Source organism: Pantoea sp. ACRSB, assembly GCF_022346905.1.
GTDB lineage: Bacteria > Pseudomonadota > Gammaproteobacteria > Enterobacterales > Enterobacteriaceae > Pantoea > Pantoea piersonii.
In genome coordinates this window covers 1,055,375-1,071,515 of record NZ_JAKRNL010000001.1, presented here as the reverse complement: position 1 = coordinate 1,071,515, position 16,141 = coordinate 1,055,375, and the positions used below count along the sequence as shown (strand labels likewise).

Annotated in this window: 16 protein-coding genes; 5 read left to right on the top strand and 11 right to left on the bottom strand. The window is 57.4% G+C overall.

Going from position 1 to position 16,141, the window contains the following annotated elements:
- Window positions 1-36: 36 nt before the first annotated feature.
- Together thiL and pgpA are read left to right on the top strand one after the other, a co-directional pair.
- The gene (thiL, locus tag MHZ89_RS05240; RefSeq protein WP_311782103.1) at window positions 37-1,014 is read left to right on the top strand and encodes a thiamine-phosphate kinase; all 978 of its coding nucleotides are present in this window, start codon (window positions 37-39) and stop codon (window positions 1,012-1,014) included.
- Complete coding sequence (pgpA, locus tag MHZ89_RS05235; RefSeq protein ID WP_371315516.1) at window positions 959-1,498, top strand: phosphatidylglycerophosphatase A; 540 nt, start codon at window positions 959-961, stop codon at window positions 1,496-1,498. Before thiL ends, pgpA begins: the two co-directional genes overlap by 56 nt.
- Before the next feature lie 159 nt (window positions 1,499-1,657).
- Here the strand turns inward: pgpA and MHZ89_RS05230 are convergent, their stop codons facing one another.
- From MHZ89_RS05230 to xseB, 4 genes are all read right to left on the bottom strand, one after another.
- On the bottom strand, window positions 1,658-2,632 hold the full coding sequence (locus tag MHZ89_RS05230; protein WP_311782102.1) for an aldo/keto reductase: 975 nt from the start codon (window positions 2,630-2,632) through the stop codon (window positions 1,658-1,660).
- Between the two features lie 62 nt (window positions 2,633-2,694).
- Window positions 2,695-4,560 carry a 1-deoxy-D-xylulose-5-phosphate synthase gene (dxs, locus tag MHZ89_RS05225; protein ID WP_311782101.1) on the bottom strand — a complete coding sequence of 622 codons (1,866 nt, stop codon included), beginning with the start codon at window positions 4,558-4,560 and terminating at the stop codon, window positions 2,695-2,697.
- Between the two features lie 19 nt (window positions 4,561-4,579).
- On the bottom strand, window positions 4,580-5,479 hold the full coding sequence (gene ispA, locus MHZ89_RS05220) for a (2E,6E)-farnesyl diphosphate synthase (RefSeq protein WP_311782100.1): 900 nt from the start codon (window positions 5,477-5,479) through the stop codon (window positions 4,580-4,582).
- On the bottom strand, window positions 5,479-5,721 hold the full coding sequence (xseB, locus tag MHZ89_RS05215; RefSeq protein WP_311782099.1) for an exodeoxyribonuclease VII small subunit: 243 nt from the start codon (window positions 5,719-5,721) through the stop codon (window positions 5,479-5,481). The genes ispA and xseB overlap by 1 nt, the downstream gene beginning before the upstream one ends.
- A 231-nt stretch (window positions 5,722-5,952) precedes the next feature.
- Between xseB and thiI the strand changes: the two genes are divergently transcribed.
- Window positions 5,953-7,401 carry a tRNA uracil 4-sulfurtransferase ThiI gene (gene thiI / locus MHZ89_RS05210; protein ID WP_311782098.1) on the top strand — a complete coding sequence of 483 codons (1,449 nt, stop codon included), beginning with the start codon at window positions 5,953-5,955 and terminating at the stop codon, window positions 7,399-7,401.
- A gap of 51 nt (window positions 7,402-7,452) precedes the next feature.
- On the opposite strand, the gene yajL is transcribed toward thiI, so the two are convergent.
- Together yajL and panE are read right to left on the bottom strand one after the other, a co-directional pair.
- Window positions 7,453-8,049 carry a protein deglycase YajL gene (yajL, locus tag MHZ89_RS05205; protein WP_126689259.1) on the bottom strand — a complete coding sequence of 199 codons (597 nt, stop codon included), beginning with the start codon at window positions 8,047-8,049 and terminating at the stop codon, window positions 7,453-7,455.
- A complete protein-coding gene (gene panE, locus MHZ89_RS05200; RefSeq protein WP_311782097.1) occupies window positions 8,003-8,923 on the bottom strand; it encodes a 2-dehydropantoate 2-reductase in 921 nt (306 codons plus the stop codon). The genes yajL and panE overlap by 47 nt, the downstream gene beginning before the upstream one ends.
- A gap of 138 nt (window positions 8,924-9,061) precedes the next feature.
- Between panE and MHZ89_RS05195 the strand changes: the two genes are divergently transcribed.
- Both MHZ89_RS05195 and adhP read left to right on the top strand, forming a co-directional pair.
- Window positions 9,062-9,553: a YajQ family cyclic di-GMP-binding protein gene (locus tag MHZ89_RS05195; RefSeq protein WP_120451277.1), complete on the top strand. Its 492-nt coding sequence runs from the start codon at window positions 9,062-9,064 to the stop codon at window positions 9,551-9,553.
- A 160-nt stretch (window positions 9,554-9,713) separates the two neighbouring features.
- Window positions 9,714-10,739 (top strand): alcohol dehydrogenase AdhP, encoded by a 1,026-nt coding sequence (gene adhP, locus MHZ89_RS05190; RefSeq protein WP_311782096.1) that lies wholly within the window; start codon window positions 9,714-9,716, stop codon window positions 10,737-10,739.
- 71 nt (window positions 10,740-10,810) lie between these two features.
- Here the strand turns inward: adhP and MHZ89_RS05185 are convergent, their stop codons facing one another.
- The 5 genes from MHZ89_RS05185 to cyoB all read right to left on the bottom strand — a co-directional run bounded on the left by MHZ89_RS05185 (window position 10,811) and on the right by cyoB (window position 16,137).
- Complete coding sequence (locus MHZ89_RS05185; RefSeq protein WP_311782095.1) at window positions 10,811-12,175, bottom strand: MFS transporter; 1,365 nt, start codon at window positions 12,173-12,175, stop codon at window positions 10,811-10,813.
- 132 nt (window positions 12,176-12,307) lie between these two features.
- The gene (gene cyoE / locus MHZ89_RS05180; RefSeq protein ID WP_311782094.1) at window positions 12,308-13,195 is read right to left on the bottom strand and encodes a heme o synthase; all 888 of its coding nucleotides are present in this window, start codon (window positions 13,193-13,195) and stop codon (window positions 12,308-12,310) included.
- 13 nt (window positions 13,196-13,208) lie between these two features.
- The gene (locus MHZ89_RS05175) at window positions 13,209-13,538 is read right to left on the bottom strand and encodes a cytochrome o ubiquinol oxidase subunit IV (protein WP_120451281.1); all 330 of its coding nucleotides are present in this window, start codon (window positions 13,536-13,538) and stop codon (window positions 13,209-13,211) included.
- Window positions 13,538-14,155 carry a cytochrome o ubiquinol oxidase subunit III gene (locus MHZ89_RS05170; RefSeq protein ID WP_311782093.1) on the bottom strand — a complete coding sequence of 206 codons (618 nt, stop codon included), beginning with the start codon at window positions 14,153-14,155 and terminating at the stop codon, window positions 13,538-13,540. The genes MHZ89_RS05175 and MHZ89_RS05170 overlap by 1 nt, the downstream gene beginning before the upstream one ends.
- Window positions 14,155-16,137 (bottom strand): cytochrome o ubiquinol oxidase subunit I, encoded by a 1,983-nt coding sequence (gene cyoB, locus MHZ89_RS05165; RefSeq protein WP_311782092.1) that lies wholly within the window; start codon window positions 16,135-16,137, stop codon window positions 14,155-14,157. Before cyoB ends, MHZ89_RS05170 begins: the two co-directional genes overlap by 1 nt.
- Window positions 16,138-16,141: the final 4 nt, after the last annotated feature.

Here is a 16,141-nt window from a genome sequence, read left to right as displayed (position 1 = left end):
TGCTGGCCTTTTTTCATCAGTAAGCGGAACGCAATCATGTCCTGTGGCGAATTCGAACTCATCGCACGCTATTTCAATCGCAGAACCCGCAGCCGCCGGGATGTCGAAACCGGCATCGGCGACGACTGCGCGCTGATGAGCGTGCCGGAGAAACAGACGCTGGCGATCAGCACCGATACGCTGGTGGCGGGCGTCCACTTTTTACGCGATATCCATCCTGCCGATCTCGGCTATAAAGCGCTGGCGGTTAATCTCAGCGATCTGGCGGCAATGGGCGCCGATCCGGCGTGGCTGACCCTGGCGCTGACGCTGCCGGAGGTCAACGAGGCATGGCTGAAAGCCTTCAGCGAAAGCCTGTTCGAGCTACTGGAGTATTACGATATGCAGCTGGTAGGCGGCGATACCACGCGCGGTCCGCTGAGCCTGACGCTTGGCATTCACGGCCTGGTACCGCAGGGGCGCGCGCTGAAACGTTCAGGCGCGAAGCCGGGCGACTGGATCTACGTGACCGGCACGCTGGGCGACAGCGCGGCGGGTCTGGCGCTGCTACAGCATCATCGCCGCATTGACGATCCGGCGGTGCATGAAGTGCTGATTAAGCGCCATCTGCGGCCGATGCCGCGCATCCTGCAGGGACAGGCGCTGCGCTCGCTCGCCTCGGCGGCAATCGATATTTCCGACGGGCTGATTTCCGACCTCGGCCATATTCTCAAGGCGAGCGGCTGCGGCGCGCGGCTTAATCTTGACGCGCTACCGCTGTCATCTGCGCTGCGCGACCACTTTGAGCCTGAGCAGGTGCAGCGCTGGGCGCTGAGCGGCGGCGAGGATTATGAGCTTTGCTTTACCGTACCGGAGATAAACCGCGGCGCGCTCGACGTCGCGCTGGGCCATCTTGGCGTGCCCTTTACCTGTATCGGGCAGCTGATGCCGGAAGCAGAAGGGCTGACGCTGCTGGAGGATGGCAAACCGGTTACCTTCAGTCATAAGGGATTTGATCATTTTGACGCTAAATAAGGATGTGGCGAAAAGCCGTCTGCGCATGGGCAATCCCTGGCATCTGCTCGCCACCGGTTTTGGCAGCGGATTAAGCCCTTTTGTGCCAGGCACGATGGGATCGCTGGCGGCGATCCCTTTCTGGTGGCTGATGGCGCGGCTGCCGCAGGATCTCTACTCGCTGATCGTGCTGCTGGGGATCAGTCTTGGCGTATATCTTTGTCACCGTACCGCCAAAGATATGGGCGTGCACGATCACGGCAGCATTGTCTGGGATGAGTTTATCGGCATGTGGATTACGCTGATGGCGATCCCGGCGCATACCTGGCAGTGGGTGCTGGCCGGTTTTGTCATATTCCGCATTTTCGATATGTGGAAGCCCTGGCCGATCCGCTGGTTCGACCGCAACGTTCACGGCGGCATGGGGATTATGGTGGATGATATTATCGCCGGCGTGATCTCAGCGGCGCTGCTCTATGCGGCGGGGCGCTGGCTGGGATTCTGACAGGCTGATATAACGTGCCCATGCGGGTGGCGTGGGCCGATCGCAAAGTCGCTCCAGGCATCCATGCTCGCTCGTCCCGCGCCATCCCTGGCGCGGGACGCTTTGCTCTTCTGCCCACGCCACCCGCTTCCGCCAGTGTCGTGCGGCCTGAAAAGAACCTTATTCGAATCCCACCACCGGGTGAGGCTGATAGACCGACTCCAGCTCGGCAATCTCTTCCGCGCTCAGCGTGACCTCAACCGCTTTCACAAGATCCGCTAACTGCTCGGCGCGCGACGCCCCGATAATCGGCGCGGTAACGGCGGGCTTATGCAACAGCCAGGCGAGCGCGACCTGCGCGCGGCTAACACCTTTCTGCGCGGCAATCGCCTCTACGCGCTGTGCGATAGCCGCATCGTTCTCTTCCGTGGCGCTGTAGAGGGTTTTGCCGAACTCATCTGATGCTGAACGCGCCGTGGTTTCGCCCCAGGGACGCGTCAGCCTGCCGCGCGCCAGCGGGCTCCAGGGCAACACGGCGATATTCTCCGCCAGACAAAGGGGATGCATCTCACGCTCCTCTTCACGCTGAATCAGGTTGTACTGATCCTGCATGCTGACGAACTGCGCCCAGCCATGCTGGCGCTGCGTGTATACCGCTTTAGCGAACTGCCAGGCGTACATGGAAGAGGCGCCGATATAACGCGCTTTACCCGCTTTTACCACGTCGCTCAGCGCTTCCAGCGTCTCTTCCAGCGGCGTCTCATAATCCCAGCGGTGAATTTGCAGCAGGTCGACATACTCCATATCCAGACGCTGCAGGCTGTCGTCGATCGACTGCATAATATTTTTACGCGACAGACCCTGCGACAGGTTGCTGAGCGGGAAGTAAACCTTGGTGGCAACCACAACATCCTCGCGCCGCGCAAACTCTTTCAGCGCGCGGCCGACAATCTCTTCACTGCTGCCGTCGGAATAGCTGTTCGCGGTATCGAAAAAGTTGATGCCCGCTTCCAGCGCCTGACGGATCAGCGGACGGCTGCTCTCTTCCGGCAGCGTCCAGGCGTGACGACCGCGATCCGGTTCGCCAAACGTCATACAGCCGAGGCAGAGACGGGAAACCTGAAGGTCGGTGTTGCCTAACTGCGTGGTTTTCATGAAGACTCCTGCTATGCATTAAACAATCAGCTAAGCATAGCAGGAGAGGAGGGCAGGGGTTTTTACTGAACGAGCCAGTCGCGAATTTGCTGCTGAATGCCTTGCGCGTCCAGCTGGTAATCGCGACGCACTTCATCCTGAGTGCCCTGCGGGATAAATTCGTCCGGCAGACCCAGGTTGAGCACCGACACGCGCAGACGCTTCGCCATCACAGTTTCATTGACGCCGCTGCCCGCGCCGCCTTTGATCGCGCCTTCTTCCAGCGTAACCAGCGACTCATGGCTCTGCGCCAGTTCGGCGATCAGCGCCTCATCCAGCGGCTTAACGAAGCGCATATCCACCAGCGTGGCGTTGAGCGCGTCCGCCGCTTCCGCCGCCGCAGGCAGCAGCGTGCCGAAGTTGAGGATCGCCAGTTTCTCACCCTTGCGCTTCACCACGCCTTTGCCGAGCGGCAGGCTCTGCAGCGGCGTCAGCTCGACGCCGACCGCATTGCCGCGCGGATAGCGTACCGCGCTTGGGCCGTCCTGATAGTGATAGCCGGTATAGAGCATCTGACGACATTCGTTCTCGTCGCTTGGCGTCATAATCACCATCTCCGGCACGCAGCGCAGGAACGCGAGGTCGAATGCGCCCTGGTGAGTCTGGCCGTCGGCGCCGACGATGCCGCCGCGATCGATAGCGAACAGCACCGGCAGCTTCTGGATCGCCACGTCGTGGATCACCTGATCGTAGGCGCGCTGCAGGAAAGTCGAGTAGATCGCCACAATCGGCTTATAGCCGCCAATCGCCATACCAGCGGCGAAGGTGACCGCGTGCTGTTCAGCAATCGCCACGTCGAAGTACTGGGACGGATAGCGTCGTGAAAACTCCACCATGCCGGAGCCTTCACGCATCGCGGGCGTAACCGCCATCAGCTTCGGATCGTCCTGCGCCATTTCGCACAGCCAGTTGCCGAAAATTTTGGAATAGCTCGGCAGCCCTTCGGCGCTTTTAGGCAGCGCGCCGCTGGCGGGATCGAACTTCGGCACTGCGTGCCAGGCGATGGGATCTTCTTCTGCCGGCGCGTAGCCTTTGCCCTTTTTGGTCATGATATGCAGGAACTGCGGCCCTTTCAGGCTGCGCATGTTCTTCAGCGTGGTGACCAGCGTCAGGACGTCGTGACCGTCGACCGGGCCGATATAGTTAAAACCCAGCTCTTCAAACAGCGTGCCTGGCACCACCATGCCTTTCAGGTGCTCTTCGGTGCGCTTCACCAGCTCTTTGATCGGCGGCAGTCCGCCCAGCACGCGTTTGCCGCCTTCGCGCAGGCGCGAGTAGGTTTTGCCGGAGAGGATCTGCGCCAGACGGTTGTTCAGCGCGCCGACATTCTCGGAGATCGACATCTCGTTGTCGTTAAGGATCACCAGCATATCGGGCTTAATATCGCCCGCGTGGTTCATTGCCTCAAACGCCATACCGGCGGTGATAGCGCCGTCGCCGATGATACAGGCGGTGCGGCGGCCCAGGCCTTCGCGCTCCGCCGCCGCCGCCATGCCCAGCCCGGCGCTGATCGAAGTCGAAGAGTGGCCGACGCTCAGCACGTCATATTCGCTCTCGCCGCGCCACGGGAAAGGGTGCAGGCCGTTTTTCTGGCGAATGGTACCGATGCGATCGCGACGGCCGGTCAGAATTTTATGCGGGTAGGCCTGATGTCCGACGTCCCACACCAGATGATCGAACGGGGTGTTATAGACGTAATGCAGCGCGACGGTCAGCTCGACGACGCCCAGACCCGAAGCGAAATGGCCGCTTGAGCGGCTCACGCTGTCCAGCAGGTATTGACGGAGTTCATCGCACAGCGCCGGAAGCGTCTCTTTCGGGAGAGAACGCAGCTCCTCAACGGTGCTTGCCTGCGCCAGTGTCGGGTATTTTGCAATATCAAAACTCATCAGAGACTCATTATGGAAGTTATTTGTCGCGTTCAATTATGAAGCTTGCCAGCGCCTGCAATGCTGTGGTGTCTAACGATTGCGCCGCAAGAATATCCAGCGCGCTCAGCGCTTGCTGGTGAAGCTCCCTGGCTTTCGCTCGGGCGTTATCAAGCCCCAGCAGCGACGGGTAGGTGCTTTTATCCAGATCCTGATCGGCACCCTGTTTTTTACCGGTAACCGCGCTGTCGCCTACCACATCAAGAATATCGTCCTGCACCTGAAACGCGAGACCAATAGCGTCAGCGTAGCGATCCAGCGCGGGTAGCGCGTCGCGTCCGCGTTCGCCTGCCGCGAGCGCGCCAAGGCGTACGGCGGCACGGATCAGCGCACCGGTTTTATGGCGATGGATCTGCTCCAGCTGCGCCAGCCCGACGCGCTGGCCTTCCGCCGCTAAATCGAGCGCCTGGCCGCCGCACATGCCCGCTACGCCGCTGGCGCGCGCCAGTTCGGCAATCATTGCGATGCGGCTTGCGTCGCTGACGCCCGGCATCGGCTCTTCGGCCAGAATAGAGAACGCCAGGGTTTGCAGCGCATCGCCTGCGAGTATCGCCGTATCTTCGCCATACTTAATATGGCAGGTCGGCTGACCGCGGCGTAACGCGTCATCATCCATCGCTGGCAGGTCGTCATGGATCAGGGAGTAGGCGTGAATGCATTCCACGGCGGCGGCAGGCGCATCGAGGCTCGTCGGGTCCGCGTTAAACATTTCGCCGGTGGCGTAGACCAGAAAAGGACGCAGGCGTTTACCGCCCAATAATGCCCCATAACGCATGGCATTAACCAGAGGAGAACTCTGAAAGGGAAGCGGCTCTAACAAGCGCGACAGCGCAGCGTTTGCGCGTTCCGGATAAACGCTCAGCAGGTGAATAAAATCCATTACTCTTTTTCCGGTGTGAAGGGGCTGAGATCGGCCTCTTTATCGTCGCTGAGCAGAATGCGTACGCGCTGCTCGGCCTGTTGCAGCGTTTGCTGACCGTTGCGCGCCAGCTGTACGCCGCGCTCAAACTCATTCAGCGCCTCTTCAAGCGGCAGCTCGCCGCTCTCCAGCCGGCTGACGATCTGCTCCAGCTGCTGTAGGGAGGTTTCAAAACTAGCGGGCGGTTCGGCTTTTTTCGGCATATTCAGTGTCGACTCACGTGTAAGACTTTATCTCGTAATCGGTCATGGTAGCGGAGAGCGTTTGATTAGCAAAATAATCAATGTGACTGCGGTTGCAGAAGCAGTCATCTGACAAAGGTGATATACTCTCGCGCCTCGGATGCGGATGCGCCCTTTAGCCCGCAATTTTTGTGATTTTACCAGCTAAGTGCCGCGTGCTCGCACTTATTTGCCCAACGAATTCGTGTCGCCATGAAGTTTATCATCAAGTTATTTCCCGAAATCACCATCAAAAGTCAGTCGGTGCGATTGCGCTTTATTAAAATCCTCACCAGCAATATTCGCAACGTGCTGAAAACCGTCGGCGAGGATATCGCCGTGGTGCGTCACTGGGATCACATCGAAGTCCGTTCGAAAGACGAAGGGCTGCGCGGCGTGATTGTGGATGAGCTCACCCGCATTCCCGGCATTCACCATGTGCTGTCGGTCGAAGATCGTGCCTATACCGACGTGCACGATATTTTTGAGCAAACGCTGGCGCTCTATGGCGACAGCCTGCAAAACAAAACTTTCTGCGTGCGCGTTAAGCGCCGCGGTAAACATGAGTTTAGCTCGCAGGACGTAGAGCGCTACGTCGGCGGCGGTCTGAATCAGCATATCGCCAGCGCGAAGGTGCAGCTTAACAAGCCGGACGTTACCGTACATCTCGAAATCGAGAACGATCGCCTGCTGCTGATCACCGGACGCTATGAGGGGCTGGGCGGCTTCCCGATCGGCACGCAGGAAGATGTGCTGTCGCTGATCTCCGGCGGATTCGACTCCGGCGTCTCCAGCTATATGCTGCTGCGCCGCGGCTGTCGCGTACACTACTGCTTCTTTAATCTCGGCGGGGCAGCGCATGAGATCGGCGTACGTCAGGTTGCGCACTATATCTGGAACCGCTTCGGCCGCTCGCATCGCGTACGCTTTGTGGCGATTAACTTCGAGCCGGTAGTCGGCGAGATTCTGGAAAAAGTGGATGACGGCCAGATGGGCGTGGTGCTGAAGCGCATGATGGTGCGCGCCGCGTCAATGGTCGCAGAGCGCTATGGCGTTCAGGCGCTGGTGACCGGCGAAGCGCTGGGCCAGGTATCCAGCCAGACGCTGACCAACCTGCGCCTGATCGATAACGCCTCCGATACCCTGATCCTGCGTCCGCTGATCTCGCACGATAAAGAGCACATCATCAAAGTGGCGCGCGACATCGGCACCGAAGATTTTGCCCGCACCATGCCGGAATATTGCGGCGTGATTTCTAAAAGCCCGACGGTAAAAGCGGTGAAGGCGAAGATTGAAGCGGAAGAGCAGCATTTCGACTTCAGCATCCTGCAGCGCGTGGTGGAAGAGGCGAGCAACGTCGATATTCGCGATATCGCCGAGCAGGCCGAAGAGGAAGTGGTAGAAGTCGAAACCGTGGATTCGTTCGGCAGCGACGATGTGGTGCTGGATATCCGCGCCATCGACGAGCAGGAAGACAAACCGCTGGCGCTACAGGGCACCGAGGTGAAATCGCTGCCGTTCTACAAGCTCAGCAGCCAGTTCGCCGATCTCGACCAGAGCAAAACCTGGCTGCTTTACTGCGATCGCGGCGTGATGAGCAAGCTGCAGGCGCTCTATCTGCATGAGCAGGGCTTTAAAAACGTGAAGGTTTATCGTCCGTAGAAGACGCTGTCCGTCGGCGACCTGTTTTAGCCGCCGACGGACAGAAGATCGTTATTCGCTGTAATCGTAGATACCCGCCGCCAGCACCAGCTGGGACGCAACTTCCGCCGCTTTCTCTTTTCCTGCCAGCAGATCGATCAGCTTTAACGCGAAATCCATCGCCGTACCCGGCCCCTGGCTGGTCAGCAGATTAACGCGTGGATCCCACACCACGCGTTTCTCCATCCATTTCTCCGCTGGAATCGTCTCTTTTAAACCCGGAAATCCGGTCATATTGCCGACCGGGAAGAGATCGTGCGGTACCAGCACGGTGCCGGCCGCTGCGCAGATCGCCGCAACGATGCGGCCGGAAAGATGGAACTGGCGCACCGTTTCCACCAGCAGCGGGCTGTCGCGGAAGGTCTCCGCGCCTTTCAGACCGCCCGGCAGCACAATCGCCGCGTAGTCGTCGTCGGCAACCTCCACCAGCGGCGCATCGGCCAGCAGGCGTACGCCGCGCGAGCAGACGATTTCACGCGCGCCGTCGCTCTCTACGCTGGCGGTAACGACCTTCAGACCGCCGCGCACCAGCAAATCGATGGTGGTAACCGCCTCGGTCTCTTCACTGCCATGTGCGAGGCATACCAGAACTGGCGTGTTCGCGGTCATAATGGGACTCCTTGCGTTTTACAAGCTCATATAAGCGGGTGTTTTCCGGTACGGCGATGCCCTGCGCGCGCGCGCGGCGCAGCAGGAACCCGGTAATGTAATCTATTTCAGTCAGACGCTGCGCCCGCACATCCTGCAGCATCGAGGAGGTGTTAGCCGCTGTGGTTTCAATCACGTTGTAAACGAGGTCTCGCAGGCTATCGGCGGTGATATGCTGGCCTTCGCGCTCCATGACCCAGCTCAGCTCCTGACAGAGCATATCGATCTGCTCCGGCCAGGCGCGCAGCGCGCCGTTCTGGCAGTCGTGCTCAACGGTGAGCGGATTGATAACGCAGTTTACCGCCAGCTTGCGCCAGCAGGCGGCGCCGATATTGTCATGCCAGGCGACGTCCGGCAGCGCCGCGTGCAGAATATCGGCGAGGTCGCTGTAGGCCGCACTTTTGCGGTTAGCGGGGCCGATGTGAGTGATGCCGCTGGCGACGTGTTTTATCACGGTGCCGTCGCGCATCGCCGCATGCGTAGTGATGCCGCGCAGCAGCGGCTGGCTGAGGCCTTTCAGCTCCTCCAGCGTACCCATACCGTTGTGTAGCAGCAGGATGGGACAATCTTTTGACAGCACGCTCTGCAGGTTACGTACCGCGGGCGAAACCTGCGGTGCCTTTAGTGTCACCAGCAGCAGCTGGCTGTCAGCCAGAAACAGCGGATCGTTGGCGATAAAGGTGTTATTGCTCACCCTGCCCTGGTAATCAATCACGTTGACGGAGCAGTAGGGCTGCGGTACGCGCAGCCATCCCTGAACGTCATGGCCCTGGCGTGCAAGGGCCGTAAGCCAGACCTGGCCAATAGCCCCGCAACCCAACACGGTAATTTTCATACTGCCTCCCGTATCCGGGTTTGTCGTTTATTCTTTAATACACAGCGATAATAAGTATAGCGTTGTGCGCAGCCTGATTTTGTTTAGTGCGGTAAGACGCGTATTATGCATGTCACTTTAGCGTCAGGAGAAGAAGAGATGCCATCTTTCGATATCGTTTCAGAAATCGACATGCAGGAAGTTCGCAACGCGGTCGAAAACGCCAACCGTGAATTAACAACCCGCTTCGATTTTCGCAACGTGAGCGCCAGTTTCGAGCTCAACGAAAAGAATGAAACCATCAAAGTGACCAGCGAGTCCGATTTTCAGGTGAAACAGCTGGTGGATATGCTGCGTGAGAAACTGCTCAAGCGCGGCATCGAGGGCGCCGCGCTCGATATTCCTGAGGAGATCGAGCACAGCGGCAAAAACTGGAGCGTCGATGCCAAAATGAAAAAAGGCATTGAGACCGAAGTCGCAAAAAAAATCGTCAAGCTGATTAAAGACAGCAAGCTGAAGGTGCAGACGCAGATTCAGGGTGATTCACTGCGCGTAACCGGCAAGTCGCGTGACGATCTGCAGGGCGCGATGGCGCTGGTGCGCGGCGGCAACCTCGGTCAACCTTTCCAGTTTAAAAACTTCCGCGATTAATCCTCTCATAGCGTGCGGACACGGCTACATTGCTGTCCGCACGTTACGCTTTTCAATATTGTCACACGACCTGTTTCCATTTTACCCTGCTTTATATCAACGCTGTGCATAACAAAGTCGTGCACATTGGTTTATGAGCCTGACTAACTGGAGATAAATCATGAAAACGATGAAAGCTGCGGTAGTGAAAGCCTTTGGCGAGCCGTTAATTATTGAGCAGGTGCCGGTGCCGGAAGTAGGGCCGGGCCAGGTTCTGGTCAAAATCGCCGCGACCGGCGTGTGCCATACCGATCTGCATGCGGCGGAAGGCGACTGGCCGGTGAAACCTACGCTGCCCTTTATTCCAGGCCATGAAGGCGTCGGGGAAGTAGTGGCGAAAGGGCCGGATGTTACGCATCTCAAGCTGGGCGACCGCGTCGGGATACCCTGGCTCTATTCGGCGTGCGGCCATTGCGAACACTGCCTCGACAGCTGGGAAACGCTTTGTCTGAGCCAGAAAAATGCAGGCTACTCGGTTAACGGCAGCTTTGCTGAATATTGCCTCGCCGATGCGAATTACGTCGGCATATTGCCGGATAACGTCGGATATGCAGAAATCGCCCCTATCCTTTGCGCAGGGGTTACCGTCTACAAAGGGCTAAAAATGACCGATACCCGGCCTGGCCAGTGGGTGGTGATTTCCGGTATTGGCGGGCTGGGGCATATGGCGGTGCAGTATGCCGTGGCGATGGGATTAAATGTCGCGGCGGTAGATATTGATGATGAAAAACTGGCGTTTGCGCAGCGTCTTGGCGCCAGCGTGGTGGTAAACGCCCGTAATGAGGATCCGGCTCAGGTTTTCCGTAACGCGTTTGGCGGCGCCCACGGCGTGCTGGTAACCGCGGTATCGCCTAAGGCGTTCGAGCAGGCTATCGGGACGCTGCGGCGTGGCGGCACAATGGTGCTTAACGGCTTGCCGCCGGGTAAATTCGATCTCTCTATTTTCGATATGGTGCTGGACGGCATTACCGTACGCGGCTCCATTGTCGGCACGCGGAAAGATCTACAGGAGGCGCTCGATTTCGCTGGAAGGCATAAAGTCAAAGCCACTATCGCAGTCGAGCCGCTGAGCAATATCAACGATATTTTCGCACGTATGCGTGCCGGAAACATCGAGGGGCGTATTGTCGTCGATATGTCGCTCTGAACCAGACGTAAAAAGCAAAGAACCGGCGCCAGGCCGGTTCTTTAGTATAAACCCTGCGCTTCGCAAGGCGCTCAGCTGCTTGCCAGCAGCGCTTCCAGTTCGGGACGGCTGGTCACCTTACTGTCAATTTTGATATAGGCGCTTTTCTCTTCCGGCACGATCATTACGGCCGACACGCCCGGTTGCGCTTTCAGGCGCTGTTCCAGATTCGGCACCGCCAGTGCGCTATCGCTCAGGACAATACGCAGGCTGCTGACATAGGGCGGCTCCTGCATGGTCATGGCGACGAACAGCCAGATCGCTGCGACAATCGCGCCGACCAGGAATACGGTCTGCGCATCGAAATGCCCAAATACCCAGCCGCCGAGGCTACCGCCGATCGCCACGCCGATAAACTGGCTGGTGGAATAGAGCCCCATCGCGGTGCCTTTGTAGCCAGCCGGCGACTCTTTGCTGACCAGCGAAGGCAGAATCGCCTCCATCAGGTTAAAGGCAAAGAAGAAAAGCTGCACGCCGATCACCAGCGTCCAGAAGTGACCTTCCGCGCCCCACAGCACGATCTCCGCGATAACAATCAATCCTACGCAGCCGACAAATACGCGCTTCATGCGGCGCTTCACTTCCGCATAGATAATAAAAGGCACCACGCCGACAAAGGCGATCAGCATCGTCACCAGGTAAATTTTCCAGTGCTCGGCGGCAGGCAGACCAGCCTGCTCGAACTGACCGGGCAGGGCGACGAAGCTGGACATCAGCAAGATATGCAGGCAGAGAATGCCGACGTTGAGCTTGATGAGACGCGAATTGCCGAGCACCTTACGGAAGCTGCCTTTCACCATGCCCGATTCGCGGTTCAGCACATGCCCCGGCGCGTTGGGCACCACCAGCAGGGTGATCACAATGCCCAGCGAGGCGAGGATAGCGATCATCCAGAACAGCGCGTGCAGCCCAAGCGCGTGGGTGACAATCGGGCCGATCACCATCGCAATGGCGAAGGTGACGCCAAAACTAATGCCGATAAAGGCCATCGCCTTGGTGCGGTTCTGTTCACGGGTCAAATCAGACAGCAGCGCCATGACGGCCGCGGCAATCGCGCCGGAACCCTGTAAGGCGCGGCCGAGAATAATGCCCCAGATAGAGGTGGTGGTCGCCGCGATAAGGCTGCCCAACACAAACAGCAGCAGGCCGCCGACGATCAGCGGCTTACGGCCGATGCGGTCAGACATCAGGCCGAAAGGAATCTGAAAGATCGCCTGCGCCAGACCGTAGATACCGATCGCCAGGCCAATAAGCGTTTCACTTGCACCCTGAAGGGCCATGCCGTAGGTAGTTAATACCGGCAGGACCATAAACATGCCCAGCATTCGCAGGGAAAAAACTGTGCCCAAACCCCATGTGGCGCGAAGCTCCACCGGCGTCATTTTATTATCGTTCATTCCAACCTCTGTAAGTTTGCCGTATCTATTTTAGGGAGCAGGGCAGGGCGGGTAAAATGATAGTGTTTAAGAAGTGGTAACAAAAAGAAAGGGCGCGAAATCGCGCCCTTAGCATGCTATAGCAGTGTGGGTTTACCACACATAGGTCAGCAGATCTTTTGACGCCGGCCCCATAAAGTCCACCGACATCATCACGCTCAACGCGGTGATAGCCACGATAGAGAAGACGAACAGCTTACGTGCCCAGACGCGATCGTTTGAGGTCTTGTAACCTGATAACGCCATTCCCAGCCACCACACGCTAACGGCCGCCGCGACCACCAGATATTTATAACCCGCGTAACCGCCCAGCGACAGCATCAGCGTGGCAATCATAAACGCCAGAATGTAGAGCGTAATATGATTCTTCGCGACGGAGATGCCTTTCACCACCGGCAGAACCGGAATGTTTGCCGCCTGGTAATCTTTAAAGCGGAAGATGGCAATCGCATAGGAGTGCGGCATCTGCCACAGGCTAAAGATCGCCAGCAGGATCAGCGCGCCCGCATCAAACTCGTTGGTGACGGCGCAGTAGCCGATCACCGGCGGCGCCGCGCCAGACAGGCTGCCAATCAGCGTCCCGTATACCGAGTGACGCTTCATGTAGAGGCTGTAAATACCGACGTAAACCACGAAGCCCATGACCGCCAGCCACATGGCCAGCGGATTGGCACCAAAGTAGAGCAACGCAAAGCCAGCAATACCTAGCGCGGTAGCATAAATCAGGCTTACTTTCGCGGAGATGAGGCCTTTTACCAGCACCCGATTCCTGGTTCTCTCCATCTTCACGTCAATATCACGGTCGATCACGTTGTTAAAAACACAACCCGATGCAACAACCAGCGATACGCCGACCAGAGAGGTGAGAAACAGGGCGTAATCAATGCTGCCTTTAGAAGCCAGCAGAAATCCGCCAATCACAGAAATTAAATTCCCGAAAATAATTCCTGGTTTTGTTACTTGCAGGTATTGCTTAATCATTACGAGCGACTCTTTAGCGAACCATCATGTTGTAGTTGAGGTTCCACATAATCCACAGCGAGCCAACCACGACGATCAGGATAATGACCGCCGAGAAGACGATGGCCACCATGTTCCAGCCGCCTTCGGACTTGCTGTCGAGATGCAGGAAGTAAACCAGGTGAACCAGCACCTGCACCACTGCACAGACAAGCACTACGCCCAGAATGGTAGCGTGCGACGCACTTCCATCCATTACCATCCAGAACGGGATTGCCGTCAGGATGATAGAGAGGATAAAGCCGATCATGTAGGACTTAACGCTACCGTGCGATGCACCATGTTCAGTTACAGAATGACTCATTACATGGCTCCCATCAGATAAACAACGGTAAACACGCAGATCCACACTACGTCCAGGAAGTGCCAGAACAGGCTCAGGCACATGATACGGGTACGGTTAGTTGCCGACAGACCGTTCTTCGCGATCTGGAACATCAGTACCGCCATCCAGATCAGGCCAGAGGTCACGTGCAGACCATGGGTACCGACCAGCGTAAAGAAGCCAGACAGGAAACCGCTGCGGTTCGGACCAAAGCCCTCTTCGATCAGGTGATGGAACTCATAAAGCTCCATGCCGATAAAGCCAGCACCGAACAGGAAGGTTAACGCCAGCCAGCCGATAACGGCGCCTTTGTTTTCCTTGTTCATGGCGATAACCGCCATGCCGTAGGTAATGGAGCTCAACAGCAGAAGCGCTGTTTCAACCAGAACGAACGGCAGTTCGAAGATGTCTTTACCTGCCGGGCCGCCAGCAGTGCTGTTGACCATTACTGCATAGGTCGCAAACAGCGTTGCGAAGATAATGCAGTCGCTCATCAGGTAGATCCAGAAGCCAAAGACTTTATTGGCTCCCGCATCGTGATGCCCATGCTCCGCATGGGCGTCGTGGTGGTGTTTTGTCAGAGTTTCAGTTGACATTATTTGAGACTCGCTTTGCTGATATCGTCAAAGTGCTGCTTTTCGATCTTCTCAATCTCGGCAACCGGAACGTAGTAGTCCACGTCTTGATCGAAGCTCTTCACAATCCAGGTCACAATCATGCCCAGGAAGGTGAGGCCAGCCAGCCACCAGATATGCCAGATCATGGCAAAGCCGAACACCGTAGCGAATGCAGCGATAACGATAGCCGCGCCGCTGTTTTTCGGCATATGAATCTCTTCATAGTGAGCCGGTTGCTTGTGCGCTTCGCCTTTCTCTTTCATTTCCCAGAACGGATCGCGCTCGTGGATATGCGGGATAGTGGCAAAGTTGTAGAACGGCGGTGGTGAAGAGGTTGCCCACTCCAGGGTACGTCCGCCCCACGGGTCACCGGTCAGATCGCGGTTCTGGTGACGGTCGCGGACCGAAACGTAGAACATGATCAGCTGGCAAAGAATACCACAGGCAATCAGCGCCACACCGACAGCCGCAACCACCAGCAGAGAGTGGAACTGCGGATCGATATCCTGGCTCAGACGACGGGTCATACCCATGAAGCCCAGAATATACAGCGGCATAAAGGCGACAAAGAAGCCGATAATCCAGAACCAGAAAGCGCGTTTGCCCCAGGTTTCGTTCAGGGTGAAGCCGAAGGCTTTCGGGAACCAGTAGGTCACGCCAGCCATACAACCGAATACCACGCCGCCGATGATGACGTTATGGAAGTGCGCAATCAGGAACAGACTGTTGTGCAGCACGAAGTCCGCACCCGGCACCGCCAGCAGAACACCGGTCATACCACCTACAGAGAAGGTGACCAGGAAGCCAACGGTCCACAGCATGGCAGAGTGCATCACGATGCGGCCCTGGTACATGGTGAACAGCCAGTTAAAGATTTTCACGCCGGTCGGAATCGCGATGATCATCGTCATGATGCCGAAGAAGGCGTTAACGTTCGCGCCCGCACCCATGGTGAAGAAGTGGTGCAGCCAAACGATAAACGACAGTACGGTAATGGCGATGGTCGCCCACACCAGTGAGGTGTAGCCAAACAGACGCTTTTTCGAGAAGGTCGCAGTGACTTCAGAGAAGACGCCAAACACCGGCAGAACCAGGATGTACACCTCCGGGTGACCCCAGACCCAGATCAGGTTGACGTACATCATCATGTTACCGCCCATATCATTGGTAAAGAAATGGAAGCCAAGGTAACGATCGAGCGTCAACAGCGCCAGGGTCACGGTCAGAACCGGGAACGCAGCGATGATCAGGACGTTGGTGCACAGGGAAGCCCAGGTAAACACCGGCATTTTGAACAGGTCCATGCCCGGCGCACGCATCTTCAGAATGGTAACGAAGAAGTTGATACCGGTCAGCGTGGTCCCGATACCGGAAAGCTGGAGACTCCAGATCCAGTAATCGACCCCGACGCCAGGATTGTACTCCGCGCCTGACAGCGGCGGATAGGCCAGCCAGCCAGTCTGTGCAAACTCGCCCACACCCAGCGACAGGTTAACCAGGATCACACCGATCGCGGTAAACCAGAAGCTCAGGTTGTTCAGGAACGGGAATGCAACGTCGCGCGCGCCGATTTGCAGCGGAACCGCGATGTTCATCAGACCAACAACGAAAGGCATCGCCACGAAGAAGATCATAATCACGCCATGCGCGGTAAAGATCTGGTCGTAGTGGTGCGGCGGGAGTATGCCAGCTTCCCCAGCGGAAGCCATCACCTGTTGGGTACGCATCATAATCGCATCGGCAAAGCCGCGCAGCAGCATGACGAACGCCATGATGATGTACATGATACCCAGTTTTTTGTGGTCGACGGAGGTGAGCCATTCTGACCACAGGTACTGCCATTTACCAAAGTAGGTTAGGGCAGCGATGACTGCCAGACCACCAATGATGATCCCGGCAACCGTAACCATGATAATGGGCTCATGGTACGGCACTGCATCCAGTGTTAATTTTCCGAACATCGTA